Source organism: Aquirufa nivalisilvae, assembly GCF_003143535.1.
Lineage (GTDB): Bacteria > Bacteroidota > Bacteroidia > Cytophagales > Spirosomataceae > Aquirufa > Aquirufa nivalisilvae.
On sequence record NZ_CP029346.1, the window covers coordinates 171202 to 187862 of the forward strand.

The 16661-nt window shown below is 38.6% G+C and carries 13 protein-coding genes; 10 read left to right on the plus strand and 3 right to left on the minus strand.

Annotated features, from left to right (window positions below; all coding sequences use genetic code 11):
• Nucleotides 1–22: 22 nt before the first annotated feature.
• The 3 genes from HME7025_RS00840 to HME7025_RS00850 are packed head-to-tail and all read left to right on the plus strand — an operon-like array spanning nucleotide 23 to nucleotide 4553.
• Nucleotides 23–1105: a polysaccharide deacetylase family protein gene (locus HME7025_RS00840; RefSeq protein WP_109321824.1), complete on the plus strand. Its 1083-nt coding sequence runs from the start codon at nucleotides 23–25 to the stop codon at nucleotides 1103–1105.
• Between the two features lie 4 nt (nucleotides 1106–1109).
• The gene (locus tag HME7025_RS00845; RefSeq protein WP_109321825.1) at nucleotides 1110–2291 is read left to right on the plus strand and encodes a sialidase family protein; all 1182 of its coding nucleotides are present in this window, start codon (nucleotides 1110–1112) and stop codon (nucleotides 2289–2291) included.
• Nucleotides 2292–2315: 24 nt separating this feature from the next.
• The gene (locus HME7025_RS00850) at nucleotides 2316–4553 is read left to right on the plus strand and encodes a hypothetical protein (protein ID WP_109321826.1); all 2238 of its coding nucleotides are present in this window, start codon (nucleotides 2316–2318) and stop codon (nucleotides 4551–4553) included.
• Between the two features lie 53 nt (nucleotides 4554–4606).
• On the opposite strand, the gene HME7025_RS00855 is transcribed toward HME7025_RS00850, so the two are convergent.
• Nucleotides 4607–5443 (minus strand): glycerophosphodiester phosphodiesterase, encoded by an 837-nt coding sequence (locus tag HME7025_RS00855; protein ID WP_109321827.1) that lies wholly within the window; start codon nucleotides 5441–5443, stop codon nucleotides 4607–4609.
• Nucleotides 5444–5747: 304 nt separating this feature from the next.
• Here HME7025_RS00855 and HME7025_RS00860 point away from each other — a divergent pair, with 304 nt between their 5' ends.
• Complete coding sequence (locus HME7025_RS00860) at nucleotides 5748–6938, plus strand: DUF6786 family protein (protein WP_154401911.1); 1191 nt, start codon at nucleotides 5748–5750, stop codon at nucleotides 6936–6938.
• A 555-nt stretch (nucleotides 6939–7493) separates the two neighbouring features.
• On the opposite strand, the gene HME7025_RS00870 is transcribed toward HME7025_RS00860, so the two are convergent.
• Nucleotides 7494–9923 carry an outer membrane beta-barrel family protein gene (locus HME7025_RS00870; RefSeq protein ID WP_109321830.1) on the minus strand — a complete coding sequence of 810 codons (2430 nt, stop codon included), beginning with the start codon at nucleotides 9921–9923 and terminating at the stop codon, nucleotides 7494–7496.
• Between HME7025_RS00870 and HME7025_RS00875 the strand changes: the two genes are divergently transcribed.
• The 4 genes from HME7025_RS00875 to HME7025_RS00890 all read left to right on the plus strand — a co-directional run bounded on the left by HME7025_RS00875 (nucleotide 9922) and on the right by HME7025_RS00890 (nucleotide 13252).
• Nucleotides 9922–10104 carry a hypothetical protein gene (locus HME7025_RS00875; protein ID WP_109321831.1) on the plus strand — a complete coding sequence of 61 codons (183 nt, stop codon included), beginning with the start codon at nucleotides 9922–9924 and terminating at the stop codon, nucleotides 10102–10104. The two genes, HME7025_RS00870 and HME7025_RS00875, sit on opposite strands and share 2 nt — an antisense overlap.
• Before the next feature lie 63 nt (nucleotides 10105–10167).
• Complete coding sequence (locus HME7025_RS00880; protein WP_109321832.1) at nucleotides 10168–11667, plus strand: DUF2271 domain-containing protein; 1500 nt, start codon at nucleotides 10168–10170, stop codon at nucleotides 11665–11667.
• A gap of 61 nt (nucleotides 11668–11728) precedes the next feature.
• The gene (locus tag HME7025_RS00885; RefSeq protein ID WP_109321833.1) at nucleotides 11729–12343 is read left to right on the plus strand and encodes a PepSY-associated TM helix domain-containing protein; all 615 of its coding nucleotides are present in this window, start codon (nucleotides 11729–11731) and stop codon (nucleotides 12341–12343) included.
• Between the two features lie 87 nt (nucleotides 12344–12430).
• Nucleotides 12431–13252 carry a sterol desaturase family protein gene (locus HME7025_RS00890; protein ID WP_109321834.1) on the plus strand — a complete coding sequence of 274 codons (822 nt, stop codon included), beginning with the start codon at nucleotides 12431–12433 and terminating at the stop codon, nucleotides 13250–13252.
• Here the strand turns inward: HME7025_RS00890 and HME7025_RS00895 are convergent.
• Complete coding sequence (locus tag HME7025_RS00895) at nucleotides 13249–14808, minus strand: Atu1372/SO_1960 family protein (RefSeq protein WP_154401912.1); 1560 nt, start codon at nucleotides 14806–14808, stop codon at nucleotides 13249–13251. The genes HME7025_RS00890 and HME7025_RS00895 overlap by 4 nt on opposite strands.
• A gap of 92 nt (nucleotides 14809–14900) precedes the next feature.
• Between HME7025_RS00895 and HME7025_RS00900 the strand changes: the two genes are divergently transcribed.
• Complete coding sequence (locus tag HME7025_RS00900) at nucleotides 14901–15749, plus strand: polysaccharide deacetylase family protein (RefSeq protein ID WP_109321836.1); 849 nt, start codon at nucleotides 14901–14903, stop codon at nucleotides 15747–15749.
• A 126-nt stretch (nucleotides 15750–15875) separates the two neighbouring features.
• Nucleotides 15876–16658 (plus strand): TauD/TfdA family dioxygenase, encoded by a 783-nt coding sequence (locus tag HME7025_RS00905; protein WP_109321837.1) that lies wholly within the window; start codon nucleotides 15876–15878, stop codon nucleotides 16656–16658.
• Nucleotides 16659–16661: the final 3 nt, after the last annotated feature.

Genomic DNA, 16661 nt, shown 5'->3' on the forward strand with positions numbered 1-16661 from the left:
TTACAACCTTGTGTTTTGTAATATGAAAAAACTAAGACTACTTTTAAGCGCATTTATTGCCACAAGCATCTTGACTACTTTAGCCATGGCTCAGCAGTTAGAACCTACTTATGCAGAAAAATTAGGCTATCCTAAAGGGAAAAAAGTAGTTATTTTTCACGTGGATGACTGCGGAATGTCATATTCATCCAATCAAGGGGCTTATAAATCCATTGAACAAGGAGTGGCAACTTCCTGTAGCATCATGATGCCATGTCCATGGGCAGCTAGTTTTATTCATTATATCCAGAAAAATCATCCTAATCTAGATGCTGGTCTGCATTTAACGTTGACTTCAGAATGGAAGGATTACCGTTGGCCGGCATTATCAGGTTTTCAACAAGTACCTACGTTAAGTGACGGTGATGGTTGTTTATGGCATAGTGTTGAACAAGTAATCAAAAATGCGAGTCCTGATGAGGTAGAAAAGGAAATTAGGGCTCAAATAGAACGTGCTACTCGCTTGGGTTGGAAACCTACGCACCTTGATTCCCATATGGGAACCTTGTTTGCTTATCCTCCATTCTTAGAGCGTTATTTAAAAGTAGGTATGGAATTAGGGATCCCAGTGATGTTCCCAGGGGGTAACAATAAAATGTTGATTGAATCTGTCAATAAGCCCTATATCAAAAAAATGAAAGCAGAGGGTAAATGGAAAGAAGGCATGCCTTTACCATCGGCTAAGTTTGGTTTGACGGATTTAGTTGCTGAATCTAAGAAGATTGGTGAAATGCTTTGGAAAGCAGGATTACCGGTATTGGATGATTTACATTCAGATAGTGGAGATTGGAAGCCAGAAGGAAATGCAACTCCTGCCGAATGGGGCAAATACAAAGCAGATCAATGGATTTACCAATTGGAACACATGAAACCTGGTGTCGCGATGTTGATTGTACATAGTAGCGATATTACGGAAGAATTTAAGTTTATCAGTGGTTCAGGAGGTTCTCGTTTAGCTGATATGAACTCCATGATGCATCCAGATTTGAAAGCCTATATTGAGAAAGAAGGTATAATCTTAAGTACTTTCAGAGAGTTGATGGAGCGTCGTAAAAAAGTAAAATAATCACATGAAGTTTTTAAAAATTATTATTGCCCTGCTAGTGTTGTCTTTTCAATCGCTAGCACAGAGTCCAGCTATTGTCAAATCGATGCTTATTTTTCCAGGACAAGACAAACATGTCCATGGAAGTAGCTTGGTTCGTTTGCCGAATGGAGATTACTTATCTGTTTGGTTTTATGGTAGTGGGGAAAGAACTGCTGATGATGTTAAATTAATGGGATCCCGACTTAAAAAAGGAGATTCCCAGTGGAGTGAACCATTTTTAATGGCCGACACACCTAATATTCCAGATTGTAATCCAGTTCTATTTCTTAATAAGGAGAATAAACTATTCTTAGTTTGGATTGCCGTTCAGGCCAATCAATGGGAACAGTCAGTATTACGTGTGCGGACATCCATGAATTATTCCAAAGAAGGTGCGCCAGTTTGGGAATGGCAGGATAATATTTTGCTAAAACCAGGGAATGATTTTGCTACTGAGGTGAGTAAAAAATTAAAGCAATTGCCAGAGCACCATATTGGTTGGGCAGGATATGCGCCGAAATATGATGATATGATTTCCAAGGCAAGTGTAGATCCAGTGAAAAGAAGCTTTGGTTGGATGACGCGCATTAAGCCACTTATTTTAGAGAATGGGCGTATAATTTTGCCTCTATATTCAGATGGATTCAATTTTTCATTGATGGCCATTTCAGATGATCAAGGAACTAGCTGGCGACCAAGCTTGCCTTTGGTCGGTCGTGGACCCATTCAACCTGCCGTAGTAAAAAAGAAGAATGGAAACTTGTTAGCTTATTTACGTGATAGTGGAGATAATCCTCCTCGAGTGCATATGAGTGAGTCGACTGATCAAGGAGAAACCTGGTCGCCATCCGTTAAAACTGATATTCCAAACACGGCCAGTGTCGAGCTTTTGGTACTGAAAGACGGCCGTTTGGCTTTTTTGGGAAATGACATCATCGATGGGAGATACCGAATAGGTTTGTTTTTATCCGATGACGAAGGGAAAACGTGGAAGTGGAAGACTTATTTGGAAAATGTAGCTCCAGGAAAAGGTAGTTTTTCTTACCCTTGTATGACACAGAGCCCAGATGGACTATTGCATATTACATATTCATCTCACATAGAGAAAGATCAAAAATCCATCAAATATGTGGTGGTAGACCCGCAGAAAATCAAATCTGAGTAGTGAATTTAAACCTAAACCTATATAATGAAAATCAGTAAATTAAATGTGTTAGTATATGTGTGTCTATTATTGGCCACGCATTTAACTTGGGCTCAAAATAAGGCCAAGCAACCCGTATATCAGGATACCCCATTTTGGCAAGATTATAGTGTCAAATATTACCTGTCCAAAGATCAGGCTATTGATTTAAGTACAAGTTATTCAGACAGAAATGGTAATATCATTTTGTTTGGGTCTACAGGTACTCTTTTACCACATGATGGGCAGTTTTTGTACCCTGGTTCTTTGATTAAAGATACCAAATACCGGACAAGTGCTCCTAAGAAAATGGCAGCCTTAACTTCTTATCAAAAGCAATTTGTTTTATTGGATGATAAGGCAGTTTTAAGTCATGCTTTTGCCGGAAGTATATACTCTAAACATGAATTAGCTAAGGCCAATCAAGTAGTTGGAGGAAAGGACTTTGCTTTTTTAATTTCAGATGGCACCAGTATTCACTGGGTGAAAGATTCCAAAACATTGTTCAAAGGAAACTTGTCAGGCGATCAAGTGTTGGACTTGAAATATCATGCATCTAGCCAGACGTATTTCATCTTGGGAAAACAAGGATTGTATCAATTTTCTCCAGCATCTGGAAGTATTTCAACATTAGTAAGTGGTGGACCTTTCACCGCTTTTGATGTCCTTGAAAATGCTCCAAAAGTTTATGTAGGAGGAAATGATGGGTATCAGATTTATGATATATCCACAAAACAAGTAGGAGAAAAGCAGCAAAAATTACCTTGGACAGAAATTACAGCAATAAAAGCCATTGGAGATAAAATTTGGTTTGGTTCTACCAAAGGGGCATTTGCTTTAAAGAAGGACGGGAAATTTGATTATTATAATGGAGAAAGGTGGTTGCCAAGTAATGTCGTAAAGCACATTGCTGAAGGCCCTAAAAATTCAATTTTAGTTACAACAAGCGCTGGATTGGGACAAATCTGCTTTAAGAAAATGACTTTGCACGACAAGGCCGTTTTTTATGATGAGCAAGTGAGAAAACGTCACATTAGAAATGGCTTCAATGCATCTTTGGATGGAATTCAAAAAGGTAATTTAAGTACAGGGTATTTGGCTGATTCAGACAATGACGGACTTTGGACATCGATGTATTTGGGAGGAGAAATTTTCCGTTATGTTGTGACTAAAGATCCAGAAGCATTACAAAATTGTCGAGAGTCTTTAGATGCCATGGAGCGATTATATAAATTAACTCCAGTTCCTGGATTCCCAGCTCGTTCATTTGAGCGTCGTGGTTTCATTTCAAGTTTATCAGATCCAGAGCGTTGGCAGCCATCACCAGATCCAGAGTGGGACTTTAAATCTACTACCAGTAGTGATGAGGTGATAGGGCATATTTTTGCTTTTGGTGCTATGGCAGAGTTGGTTGATGATCCTGATTTAAAGAAACGTTCGATCGTATTGATAGATACCTTGATGTCGCATATTTTGAAAAATGATATGTACCTGATCGACTTTGACGGAAAGCCTACTATGTGGGGAAAATGGAATCCAAAATATGTCAATTCTTTCCCAACGAATGTGGGAGATCGTAAATTGAATTCTTCCAATATTACTTCCATGCTTCAAACGGCATATCATTTTACGAAGAAAGAAAAGTATAAGCAAAAGGCCTTAGAGTTATTGACTAAATATGGCTATTATGAGAATTTAATGCGTCCATTTAGCGTATTAGGAAGAGCAGGAAAAGATGCAGATGCCCATGCTCAAAACATGTCAGATGGCTGGAATCACTCCGATGATGAAATGTATTTTGTGGGTTATTGGGGATTGTATCGTTATGCTTTTAATGATAGTTTGAAAGTGAATTTCAAAAAATCCATCTTAGATCACTGGCAAATTGAGCGTCCAGAGAAAGAAGGAGCTTGGAATATTTTCACCGCTCTAACAGGAACCAAGCAATTCGATTTAAATGAAGCTGCCTGGTATTTACGTGAGCATCCTATGGATATGATTGACTGGGCAATTCAAAATAATCATCGTAAAGATATTGTGAAGGTTGCTGATAATTTCCGTCGTCAAACGACACAGGAAGTATTACCCCCAGATGAAAAACCGATTATGCGCCACAATGCTAATCAGTTTAATATGGACCGCAATGGAGGCAGTGGTTTATCAGAACATAGTGCAGGAGATATCTGGCTTTTACCTTATTGGATGGGCCGGTATTTAGGGGTTATATCTGCGCCTAAAAAGTAATTTTTTCTTAACGTTGTCAAGGTTCAAAACCTTGACAACGTTGAATTTTCAATTTAGTTTCCCAAAAAATATCGATAAACTGATTTTACGTGATCGGTTTGAATTAGATCTACTCCCAGTTCTTTTGCTTTTTTATAATTGGCAGCTTGATCGAGCGGTCCTAACACATCGGAATAAACTCGGACATTTTTTTCATGGATGTCTTTCACTAACTGAGCATTCATTTTTAGCCAATTGACATCAAATGCATAAGGGGCCAAGCGTTTTATTTTAGCTTCCATTTCATCTGCTTTATTTAAGCTCGGCATTCTTTTGCTTAGGGGATCTTCCATTTTTAACTTTTCTAAAAAATCATCATCTCCGTAGTAAACGGATTCCTTATCAAGATGATATTGTTTCATTAATTTCAACAAGGGTTTTGGATCCACTTGCTTACAGTCTACGTAAATGTAGGTTTTCGTATTTTTTTGCTTGTTCCACTTTTCTACTAATTGTAACGTTTCCTCCAAAGTAGGAATTCGTTCATCTGGGAATTGCCCTTCCCAGCCTTTATTAGCTTTTAGTTGCTTGATTTCTGCCAAAGTCAAGTTAGCAATGGGGCCAGTGCCATTCGTTGTGCGGTTCAGTGTTCCATCATGTAAAATGACTAATTGATTGTCCTTAGAAGTACGAACATCAATCTCAATAAAATCAACCCCCATATCCAATGTTTTTTGAAAAGTGGCAAGGGTATTTTCAGGTGCTAAGCCCGAGTTTCCTCGGTGTGCGGAAATTCGAAGTTTTTGTTGGGATTTAAAGGACCATGCCTCCATTTGATTGGGGCTAATGGACCGTTGGCAGGACATGATACTTGCCATGGTCAATGCCATGAGCCAAATGTTTTTTTTCATAGTAAATAGGTTGTCTTTGTGTTAAAAAGGAATTCCTTTTTTCAAATCAAAATTACGGATCTAATGCCATTTTTAAATGAATATTTAGGTTATTTGGATGAAATCGAAGTAAATTTTTTAATACATCATTTGATGAGATTTTTCTTTCTTTTTTAGAACAGAAATTGAAGCTAGTTGAATATCAATTTATTGGACAATAACGTTGAAAATTCATTCGTTACGACAACGCTGTCAAGGTTTCGAACCTTGCCAGCGTTAGGAATTTTCATTAACTTCATTACCTATTTACAAGCCCTCAAAACCTATGAAAGCGCATTGTTTTTTAATCCTCGCTGGACTGATGGCTTGTCAACCTTCTAAGCCTTCAAACACAGCCATGAACCCAGAAAATAGCTTTGGTTACGATTATGATTTATTGAAAAATGATCCCACGACCGTCTTACTGAAACAAGGAAACCAGCAGGTTTTGATTGTTGGAAAATACCAGGCTCGGGTGATGACCAGTAGTTCCCAAGGGGAGGAAGGATTTAGCTATGGTTGGATTAACCATGAACTTATAAAATCGGGGAAATTAGGGCCTCATATGAATGCTTTTGGAGGTGAAGAGCGCTTTTGGCTAGGGCCTGAGGGAGGGCAATTTTCCGTGTATTTTAAACAAGGGGATCCCTTTACTTTTGAACATTGGCAGACTCCAGAAATCATCGATACGGAAACTTATCCTTTGGTAAAATCGGATAGTCAAAAGGCCTTATTCCACAAGGATTTTGAAATTGAGAATTATTCAGGAACAAAATTCAAGGTTTCGCTTGATCGAGAAATTAAATTATTAAGTGATTCAGAAGCTAAAACGTACTTACAAATCCCATTGGAAGGGATTTCTTGGGTGGGCTATCAAACGGATAACGTATTAAAAAATACAGGGCAAGATTGGTCTAAATCCACCGGTGTTTTGTCGATTTGGTTGTTGGGTATGATGAAGGCTTCCGACCAAAACACAATTTTAATTCCATATCAAAAAGGACAAGAAGCGGCCATCAATGCTGCCTATTTTGGTCAGATTCCAGCGGATCGTTTGATCAAAAAGGAGGGCTTGCTTTACTTTAAAGCAGATGCTAACTCGAGAGGGAAATTAGGGATTCCCCCTAAAGCCTTGGTGCCTTTGGCGGCTAGTTATGATGCGGCCAATCATATTTTAACTATTCTTCAATTTGATTACTATGGGGATCAGGAGTATGTCAATTCCATGTGGGAAATTCAGGAAAATCCCTTTCAAGGAGATGCCCTAAATGCCTATAATGATGGTAAAAATGATACAGGAACTCAGATGGGGAAATTCTATGAATTGGAAAGTTCTTCACCCGCCATTGCCTTGGCCCATGGGCAGTCATTGCGCCATGTACAAAGAACATTCCACTTAGAAGGTATGGAAGAGAAATTGGATCAGGTATGTCAAAAACTATTGGGGATTAAATTGGTGGAACTACCTTGGAAATAAGTTAAGTGTATATGGAGTTTTATTCTTGAAATCACCGAAAATCTTGATTAAACGCAAGAAGTATTCTGAATTTTGAAAAAGAATTGTCTTTTGGTTTAATTTGTTCAAATACTTGGAATGAATAACGATTTTAATAGATGGTTATTCCAAAATTGAACCAATATGAATTCAATCATCTTTAGTTGGCGCGCAAGTGCTTCCGTATTATACATGCACATTTTGTATGTTGCACATTTAAAGTTAGACGAATATTCTTTTTACCATAATCTTACTTTTTTCAATCAGATTCTTCTTACAACAATACTTGTCATTTTACCCATCTTGATTTACATCAAATGGGTATTTGGAAAGGAGAATTTTGTTTCAAATCAATGGTCCTTGATTTATGGTATAATACTTTTAATTACATTATTTTCCTTTAGAATATTTATCCCTGAATACTTACTTTTTCAGCTAGGATTTAGTTTTATCAATCTGTTGATTTTGGGAATTATCCAAAAGTCATTTAATCAATCCAAAACATAGAGTTAAGGTGTAGTTATGATGGATTAGGTTCTACTCCTCATCCATCATACTTCTACGTTGCTTAGCCGCTTGTTTAGTCGTTTTGATGCGGTAATTGAATGTCAAGTTGAATTGTGTTAGACGACCTTGAAACTCTGATTTGGTGTAAAATCCAGTACCTCTCGTCTCAGACCGCATGATTCTAGAACTGAATACATCTAAGATATTCAGCGTTAAAGTTCCATTGCCTTTCATGATGTCTTTACTAGCCGACAAGTCCATCCACGCAATGTAACCTCTTGAACCCTGTGGGGTATTTTGTGGCGCTTCATAATTGGCTCTCAATTGAGCATCTACTCCCCCTCCTAGCTTAAAGCGGGAAGTATGACGTGCAAACCAAGAATAAGTATCACTCACATAGTTGGGGTCAATGTTGCTGGCATCTGCCTTAGCGCGGAAAATATTGACACTCAAATCGGCCTTCCATATTTTACTTAGATTGGAAGATCCAGTAAATTCAGCTCCCATGGAAACTTCATTTTTGAAGTTTTGAGGTAAAGTAACCGAATAGCCATTGGCATCTACCTGACGGATACGATCTATTTTTCCATCAGTATTTCGGTAGTAAATGGATGAACTGATACTGCCATTTTCATAGTATTTCACATGACCTAAATCAAATACATCGGTGAATTGAGGATTTAGATTTGGATTACCTGAGAAATAGTTTCGGTTGTCAGAATAGGTTACAAATGGACTTAACTCATTGTAAGTAGGTCTACGAACTCTTCTAGAATAGCCTAGTTGGAATGAATTATCTGCCGACAAAGAATAGGTAAAATGGGCACTTGGGAACAAATTGGCGTAGTTCCTTGGGTTTTTCTCATGCGTTTGCAATAGCTCCGTACGGATGTCCGTCATCTCCCCACGAATCCCTACTTGATAGGAGAATTTCTTGATTTTGGTTCCCCAAATGGCATAAGCTGCTGTGATGTTTTCATGGTAAACAAAATTATTTTGTAAACCAGGTACTACCGTGAATTCGCCCGTTTCTTGTTTTTGAGTGACAATGTAATCATTGGTCATATCACGGAAACTCGTACGTAAACCCGTTTCTATTTTACCATCCTTTCCTACTGGATTCACATAATCTGCCTGTAATATCCATTGGTGTTCAGCTTCATCATTAAGTGATTTTTGAATTCTAGAATTTTCTGGAAAAGCACTTCCATCAGGCCTTTTGCCTACTTGAGTAAATAATTGGTCCGAACTTTCCCAATAATCTAAATAGCGTAAATCTGCAGTAAATTCTTTGCCTTTTCTAGCAAACGATTTTTTGAAGGTCAAGGCATACTCGGAATTTGGTTCCGCTTCTTTTTCGTCTTGCTGGCGATCAGTAATGCTATATAAATTGCTCAAGCTTTTTTGGTAGTCCAAATAATGAAAATCTGAAATACGTCGAACATCGGTTCTTCGAAAAATATATGAACCTGTTAAAACCGTTTTTTCATTGAAAAAATAATCTGCTCCTCCGCGGATATTATTGACCATACCCCTCACATTATTTTGAGAGGTTTGTTGCAAATAATTGGTTTGTCCAGGTGTATAAACTTCTTGGTAAATATTTCCTCTACCGGGCGTTCTACGGTAAAATAATCCGTAATTGAGAAAGAAATTCAATTTGTCCTTGCGGTAGTTGACAATCGCTGTAGCACCGAAATTCTCGGGATATCCCGTGGTAGTTTCAATGGCTCCATTAAATCCTTGGTTTTGATTTTTCTTCAAAACAATATTGATGATTCCCGCCATACCCTCTGCCTCATAACGTGCAGAAGGATTCGTAATAACTTCCACTTTTTCAATCAAGTTTCCTTGTAAAGATTGTAGTCCACCTGCTCCACTGATTCCCACCAAAGTAGAAGGTTTACCGTCAATTAATATGCGGACATTGTCACTTCCTCTTAATTTAACCCCACCCTCACCGTCTACTTGAATGGATGGAAGGTTGCCTAAAATTTCAGAGGCCGTCGCACCACGATTGGCTAAATCCGTGCCAACATTAAATATACGTTTATCCAAAGCCAATTCCATCGAAGCTTTTTGGCCTTTGACTGTTACCTCTTCTAAGGTTTTGGAAGAAGATTTAGCTTCCAAAATACCCAAGTTGATGGTATGATTTTCTTTATTGATACTAATTCCCTTTTGAGTAATGGTTTCAAATCCCACACTTTCAATGACCACATCATAGGTACCATAAACTACCTCGGTAGAAAATTGGCCTTTGTCATCTCCTATTCCACCCGTAATTAATTTTTGAGCTCCCGCTTGAAATATGCGAATGCTAGAAAATGGGACAGGTGCTTTGGATTCTTTTTCAATGATTTGACCTTTAATTTTACCTTTTGGTCCTACTTGGGCTAAAATCGAAAAACTTAGGATTGTAAGAATGAATGTGAAGCTAACTAGGTGTTTAAATTTCATGTTAATTTTATTGACAACCCGAATATGGGCCTTAGAGGTATTAATTTTGGTAAAAATCGACAAAATGGAGATTAATTACAACGTAAATCCAGATAGCGACTTAATAATCAGGGCAGATCAGCGTTTAGGAAAAGGAAATATTTTTGCTTTGGGTAGACAAAAAAGAGTAGTTTATCTATAATTTAATATCCATCTAAGGAATAAATTTAAATTTCGATATCAAATAACCCTAATGAAATAGCATATGTTAAGATCCCTTGGCCTTGCAGCCCTTTCTGTTACCTCTCCCCAAATTACGTCCACTCAATCTTCAGGTATTTATGTTTCTCAAATGGATCATTTGTTGGGAACTTCCTTAGATCTTAAAATAGCGGCATCGCATTATGGAGCGGCTAAAAAAGCAGAAGCCAGTTTACTAGCTGAAGTGAAACGCTTAAGTCAAATTTTGGGTACTTTTCATCCTAGTACCGAGTTTAATCAATGGATGGCAAGTCAAGGGGAGTTTAAGCCTGTATCTAACGAATTATTGGAGGTTCTTCAACAATTTGATATTTGGCATCAAAAAACAGGAGGCTTAATTAACGCATCTGCAGAAGAAATCACGCAAGTATGGAAAGAAGCTGCTCAGAATAACCAGTTACCTCAAGAAGAGCATATTCAAGCAGCGATCAACATAGCTCAACAAAAACATTGGGAAATCAATGAGGCAGAACAAAGCATTGGGAGAACCAGTCAAGCTGCCTTACGCTTACATTCATTTGCCAAGTCGTATGTCATGCAAAAAGCTGCTGATATCGCTTTAGCTATGGATGGAGTCAATGGAATTGTATTAAATGTCGGTGGAGATATCATCGTTAAAGGAAATGGAGTAGATCAAATTTCGATCAAAGACCCTCGAAATTTCGCAGAAAATGCCGCACCACATTCCCAAATATTGGTAGAAAATAAAGCAGTAGCCACTTCTGGAGATTATCAAAGAGGGTTCGAAATCAATAAACAATGGTTTTCTCATGTGGTGAACCCTTTGACTGGCCAAACTGCTTCTGAAATCATCAGTGCGACTGTTGTACATCCGGATGCCATAACAGCAGGGGCTTTATCTACGGCCTTTCAGGTGATGAGCCCGGAAGAAAGCCAGTATTTAGCTTCCTCTATCCCTGATACCGATTATTTGATTTTGACGAAGTCGGGAGAAGAATATACAAGTCCCAATTGGAATAATCTTTTAGCCTCGAATGCCCCCAATTTCCGTCCTTCAAGTTTAAGTACGAATATCTTGATGGTCAATCAAAAGGAAAAAATGTGGACAGATAAGCAGGAATTGCAAATTAAATTCGAGTTAGCCAATTTTGAAGGGCGCTTCCGTCGTCCCTTTGTGGCCGTATGGGTAGAAGATGAAAATCATAAGCCAATCAGACGCATCGCATTGTGGTTTAATAAGCCAAGATGGTTGCCAGATTTACGTTCATGGTATGCAGCACAAAGAGAAAGTGCGATTGATATTGCTTCTTTGGCGAGTGCGACTCGTTCACCTGGAGAATACACGTTGGTGTGGGATGGAAAAGATGATGCTGGACAATTTGTGAAACAAGGAAAATATACGGTGTACATAGAGGCCGCTCGTGAACATGGGACATACCAATTGATGAAACAAGAAATGAATTTCAATGGTAAAGATCAAAAGCAAACGCTTTCTGGTAATGAAGAAGTAACGGGTGCATCTTTAAATTATGTAGCCAAATAAATTAGATTCTATTATTATTAAGAGCCCATGAGTCATTCATGGGCTTCTTTTAACCAAGCATATGAGTACACCAAAACCTAAGCAAAGTAAACTTCGTCGTTCTACTGCAGAAATCTCCCGCTGGCTACACATTTATTTATCCATGTTCAGCTTTGCGATTGTCTTATTCTTTTCTGTGACGGGTTTAACCTTGAATCATCAAGAGTGGTTACCTGAGAAATCCGATGTTCAGGAGCAAAAAGCGAAGTTGAATGTGGCTTGGGTGAATCAAGTGGATACGGCTAAAATTGCCAAATTGGAAGTAGTGGAACATCTACGAAATACCCATGGAATCAAAGGGCAATTGAATGATTTTAGAATTGATGATGCCGAAATTTCGGTTTCATTTCAAGGGCCAGGCTATACAGCTGATGTGTTTATTGACCGAGAATCTGGGGCTTATGATTTAACTGAAACCCGCATGGGTTGGATGGCTGTCATTAATGATTTACATAAAGGTAGAGATACAGGCAAATCCTGGGCTTGGGTGATTGATATTTCGGCCATATTCATGATATTCATTTCAGCTACGGGTTTAATCTTGTTGTTATTTTTGAAGAAAAGAAAATCATCTGGGTTAATTTGGGCACTGATCGGCTTAGCACTTTCCTATAGCGTCTACCATTTTTTAACTTAAAATAGACTTTTTTGCTGAGGGAGAGGTATTGGAAATGAGATGGTTTTTACCATTATTTGTCATTGATTTGAGCAAAACCCTATCCCAATGTTTGAGAGCCTTATTTCTTATTTTGACCATATACCGAGTAGCCATCGTGCCCTCATATTAGCCGGTGGTATCAGCTTTTTTTGGTTGTTGGAATACGCCATGCCTTTGGTGTCTTTTCGCTACAATAAGTGGAAACATGCTGGTATAAACCTCTTATTTACCTTCACCACCATCGTGGTTAATTTTGGCTTTGCACTTTGGATTGTGAAACTGAGCGACTGGACCATAGCAAATCAAATAGGTGTTTTACAATGGTTTCCTATGGGAAATTGGGGTCAATTGATTGTGGGATTATTGCTATTAGATCTAGTAGGAGCCTATTTTGTGCATTGGGTAGAGCATAAAGTAAAAGTGATGTGGAAGTTTCACATGGTGCATCATGCCGATACGATGGTGGATACCACCACGGCCAATCGACATCATCCAGGTGAGAGTGTTTTTAGAGCATTGTTCACCTTGCTTGGCGTGCTTGTTTGTGGTGCTCCCATGTGGTTGGTTATGATTTATCAGAGTTTATCAGTGGTATTATCTCAATTCAATCATGCCAATATTCGCCTGCCACAATGGCTAGATACGCTTATCAGTTATGTGATTGTTTCACCGAATATGCATAAGGTACACCATCATATGAGTCGTCCACAAACAGATTCCAATTATGGAAATATATTCGCCATTTGGGATCGCGTATTTGGGACTTTCAATCGTACTTCTGTGAGCCAGGTACAATATGGCTTAGATGTTTTGGATAATCAGCGAGATGGGGATTTGGGCTACCAAATAAAAGCTCCATTTGATTCCAACATCAAAACGGATTATTAGTAAAGCTCTACGACCATTTCTACTTCTACCGCAGCATTATTCGGTAATACGTTGACGCCAACCGCTGAGCGAGCATGTTTTCCTTTGTCGCCAAAAACGGCCACCATTAAGTCAGAAAAGCCATTCATGACCTGTGGTTGTTGAGTAAAGCTAGGATCTGAGTTAACAAAACCAGTTACTTTCAAGATGCGTTTCACTCTGCGTAAATCACCTAATTGGCCTTTTAAGGTAGATATTAAAGCAATTCCAGCCATTTTCGCTGCTGCTTGACCCTCTTCTACACTTAGTTTATTACCTAGCTTTCCTAGCACAAATCCGCCTTCTGCCTTCTCTGGTAAATGCCCTGATAAATAGGCGATATTTCCTGCCCGAGTAAATTTGACATAATTAGCTAAAGGTGTGCTGGGTTTCAGTAAAGTGATACCTAAAGCTTGAAGACGTTCTTCGGGGCTATCAGGTTTCTTGATAAATAAAAGACACACGGGAGCTGCAACTGCGATGTCCTGTTTGCTGTCCGTTAATAAACCTGTCTGCTGATTAACAGAAAATACTTGAATTCTATTTTCGGTTTGACTGGCCACAAATAACCATTTCCCACTAGGGTCATAGCTGAAATTTCTTGGCATTTTTGCTACTGTTTGGTAACCCATTGACTTCAATGTTCCATCCGCTTGTATCGCAAAAAGAGCTAGGTTGTCACTAGTAATTCGATTGGAACTAATCAACCATTTCCCATTGGGAGAAATATGTATGTCGGCACTAGCTTTAACGGCTACTTTTGTACTTGTATCAGAAACAATGTTTTGAATTTTGTCCAAGCCATGAGCATTAATTTTAAAGACATCAACTGTACCATTTAGTTCATTGATGACATAGGCCAGCTGTCCATTTGGATGAAAAATCATATGACGTGGACCGTTACCTGCACTTACCGAAAGGGATTGATAATTTTCGGACAATGTTCCATCAGGTAAAATAGGATGCCAATGGATTTTGTCAGAACCTAAATCGGGTACATATAAGCTTTTTTGATCGGGAGCAATGGCCACCATGTGGGCATGTGGCGCGTCTTGTCGGCCAGTCACTACGCTGGAACCTTTATAAAAAAAGGATTGAGAAGCAGGAAGCAGTCGGCCATTCTCTTCTGTTTTAAATACATTGAGCGAGCCACTTCCATAATTAGCCACATAGACCGTTTTACTTGCCTCATGGTATTTGACAAAACATGGACCATCGCCGATGGTTGGGCTAGAATTTAATTTGGTATATGTGCCATTGGCGTTTCGGGCATAGGCACTAATAGCGGATTTCCCTCCACCTTCTTCTGATACAGAATATAATAAATTTCCATCAGCCGATAGTGCTTGATACGAAGCATTAGGGTTTTCTCGAATGTAGTTGGGTTTCGTTTTGGCAGTAGCTAAATCTAAGTCAAACACTTCGATACCTGGGTTTTTGGCTTTGGTATAGGAACCAACAATTAATTGATATTGGGTAGAATCTGAACTGCCAAAAGCGAATAAGGTATGAATGAATAAGAAGATGGAACTTAACATAGGGAATAGGTTTTTGTGCAACAAGATACGAATGTCCGCAAATTTTGGGTATTTTTCCCAGAACAATTTTCCTAAATCTAATTTTCAATACGATGAAGAAGGTTTTGCTACTGCTCTTTTGGGCATTTCAATCTTGGGCCCAAAATCCCCAAGCACCCCGATTGATTGTTCGTGGAGATGATATGGGCTATAGTCATTCGGGTAATTTGGCCTTGATGCAATCCTCATTGCAAGGGATCCAATCCTCTATTGAAGTGATTGTTCCTTCACCTTGGTTTCCTGAGGCGGTGCAGATGCTACAAGTTCATCCTTCTATTGATGTGGGAATCCATTTGGCAATTACGAGTGAGTGGGATAAAGTTAAATGGAGGCCTTTAACAGAGGCCAAAAGTTTGCGTGATCCAGATGGGTATTTTTTTCCGATGGTGTATGCTAACAAAGATTACCCTGGCTTGGCGATAATAGAAAATAAGTTTACGTTGGCAGATATTGAAGCAGAATTTAGGGCTCAAATAGAATTAGCCATCAAAAAAATCCCAAGAATAAGCCACATTTCGTCGCACATGGGATGTTCCAGAATAAATGAAGAAGTGATTGAAATGACCAAAAAATTGGCCAAAGAATATCATTTAATTTATGATAATACGACATACCCTTTTGAACGAGCTACCTATGCAGGTCCTAGTCAAACATCTGCTCAAAAGATCGCTAGTTTTATCCAGATGCTTCGGAAACTTCAAGCAGGCAAGACGTATTGTTTTGTCGATCATCCAGGTTTAGATGATGCAGAATTGAAGGCCGTTTCCCATATTGGATATGAGGGAGTGGCTGCGGACCGACAAGGCGTTACGGATGTATTTACGAGTCAGCAGGTAAAAGCCGCCATTCGAGAATTAGGGATTCAAGTGATTGCATACCGTGATTTGGGACCTAAACCTTGATAGAAATCATATGACCGATAAATAATTTATTCATAGTAGCAGGAAAAGTCAGTTAACAAATTTTTGTACCTTTGAAATTGGGATCATTGAAATGTTCTTTTTGTATCAAATTTGAAAAATGTACGTATGAAATTCTTTAAGAAAATTAATTTTACGACCGAACAAGAGACCATTGCTGAATTAACAGAAGCGGTTAAGCAATATAAAGTAATCCATTTGGCAGGCTATAATTTGCCAATTCCTTTGGAACAATTTTACATCAATTTTGCGGACTCTATCGGTACTCCTTTTAATGAGGACGAAGATTTGATTACAGGAGAAAGAAAGGACAATCGTTGGATAGACATTAGTTATGATCCAGCTATTCCAGATCGTTATAGAAGTAGTAATACCCGTCAGCCATTGCATACAGATGATTCCTATGTGGAATTAGGCGATGAAAAATCTTTACAGTTTTTTTACTGCACATCACGTGCTGCCCGTGGAGGCGCAACCACATTTTTTGATTTACCAGATTTGGTTGATTGTTTAAAAATAGATGGTCAAGATGACTTATTGGAGCGTTTGATGACCATTACAGTGAATTTTGATAAGGCTGGTCATAAGAAAGTACGTAAGATTTTAGACCAGGATGAATTGGGTTGGTTGGCCAACTGGAATTATTTCTGCGTTGATAAAGACAATACACCTGAAGCCCTTCAATTAGTAGAAGATTTTCATCAATTTTTAGAGACTCGGGTTATCAATGCGGGTTTGGTTTTACCTGTTCAATTAGAACGTGGTGAGGCGGCATTTTTTCATGATGATCGTATTTTACATGGAAGAAATGCCTATTTCGCTTCACAAAAGGGAGAACGTTGCTTGATCAAAGGTAAGATTATATTAGAGCCAGATTTTCAATTGTCCTAGGAC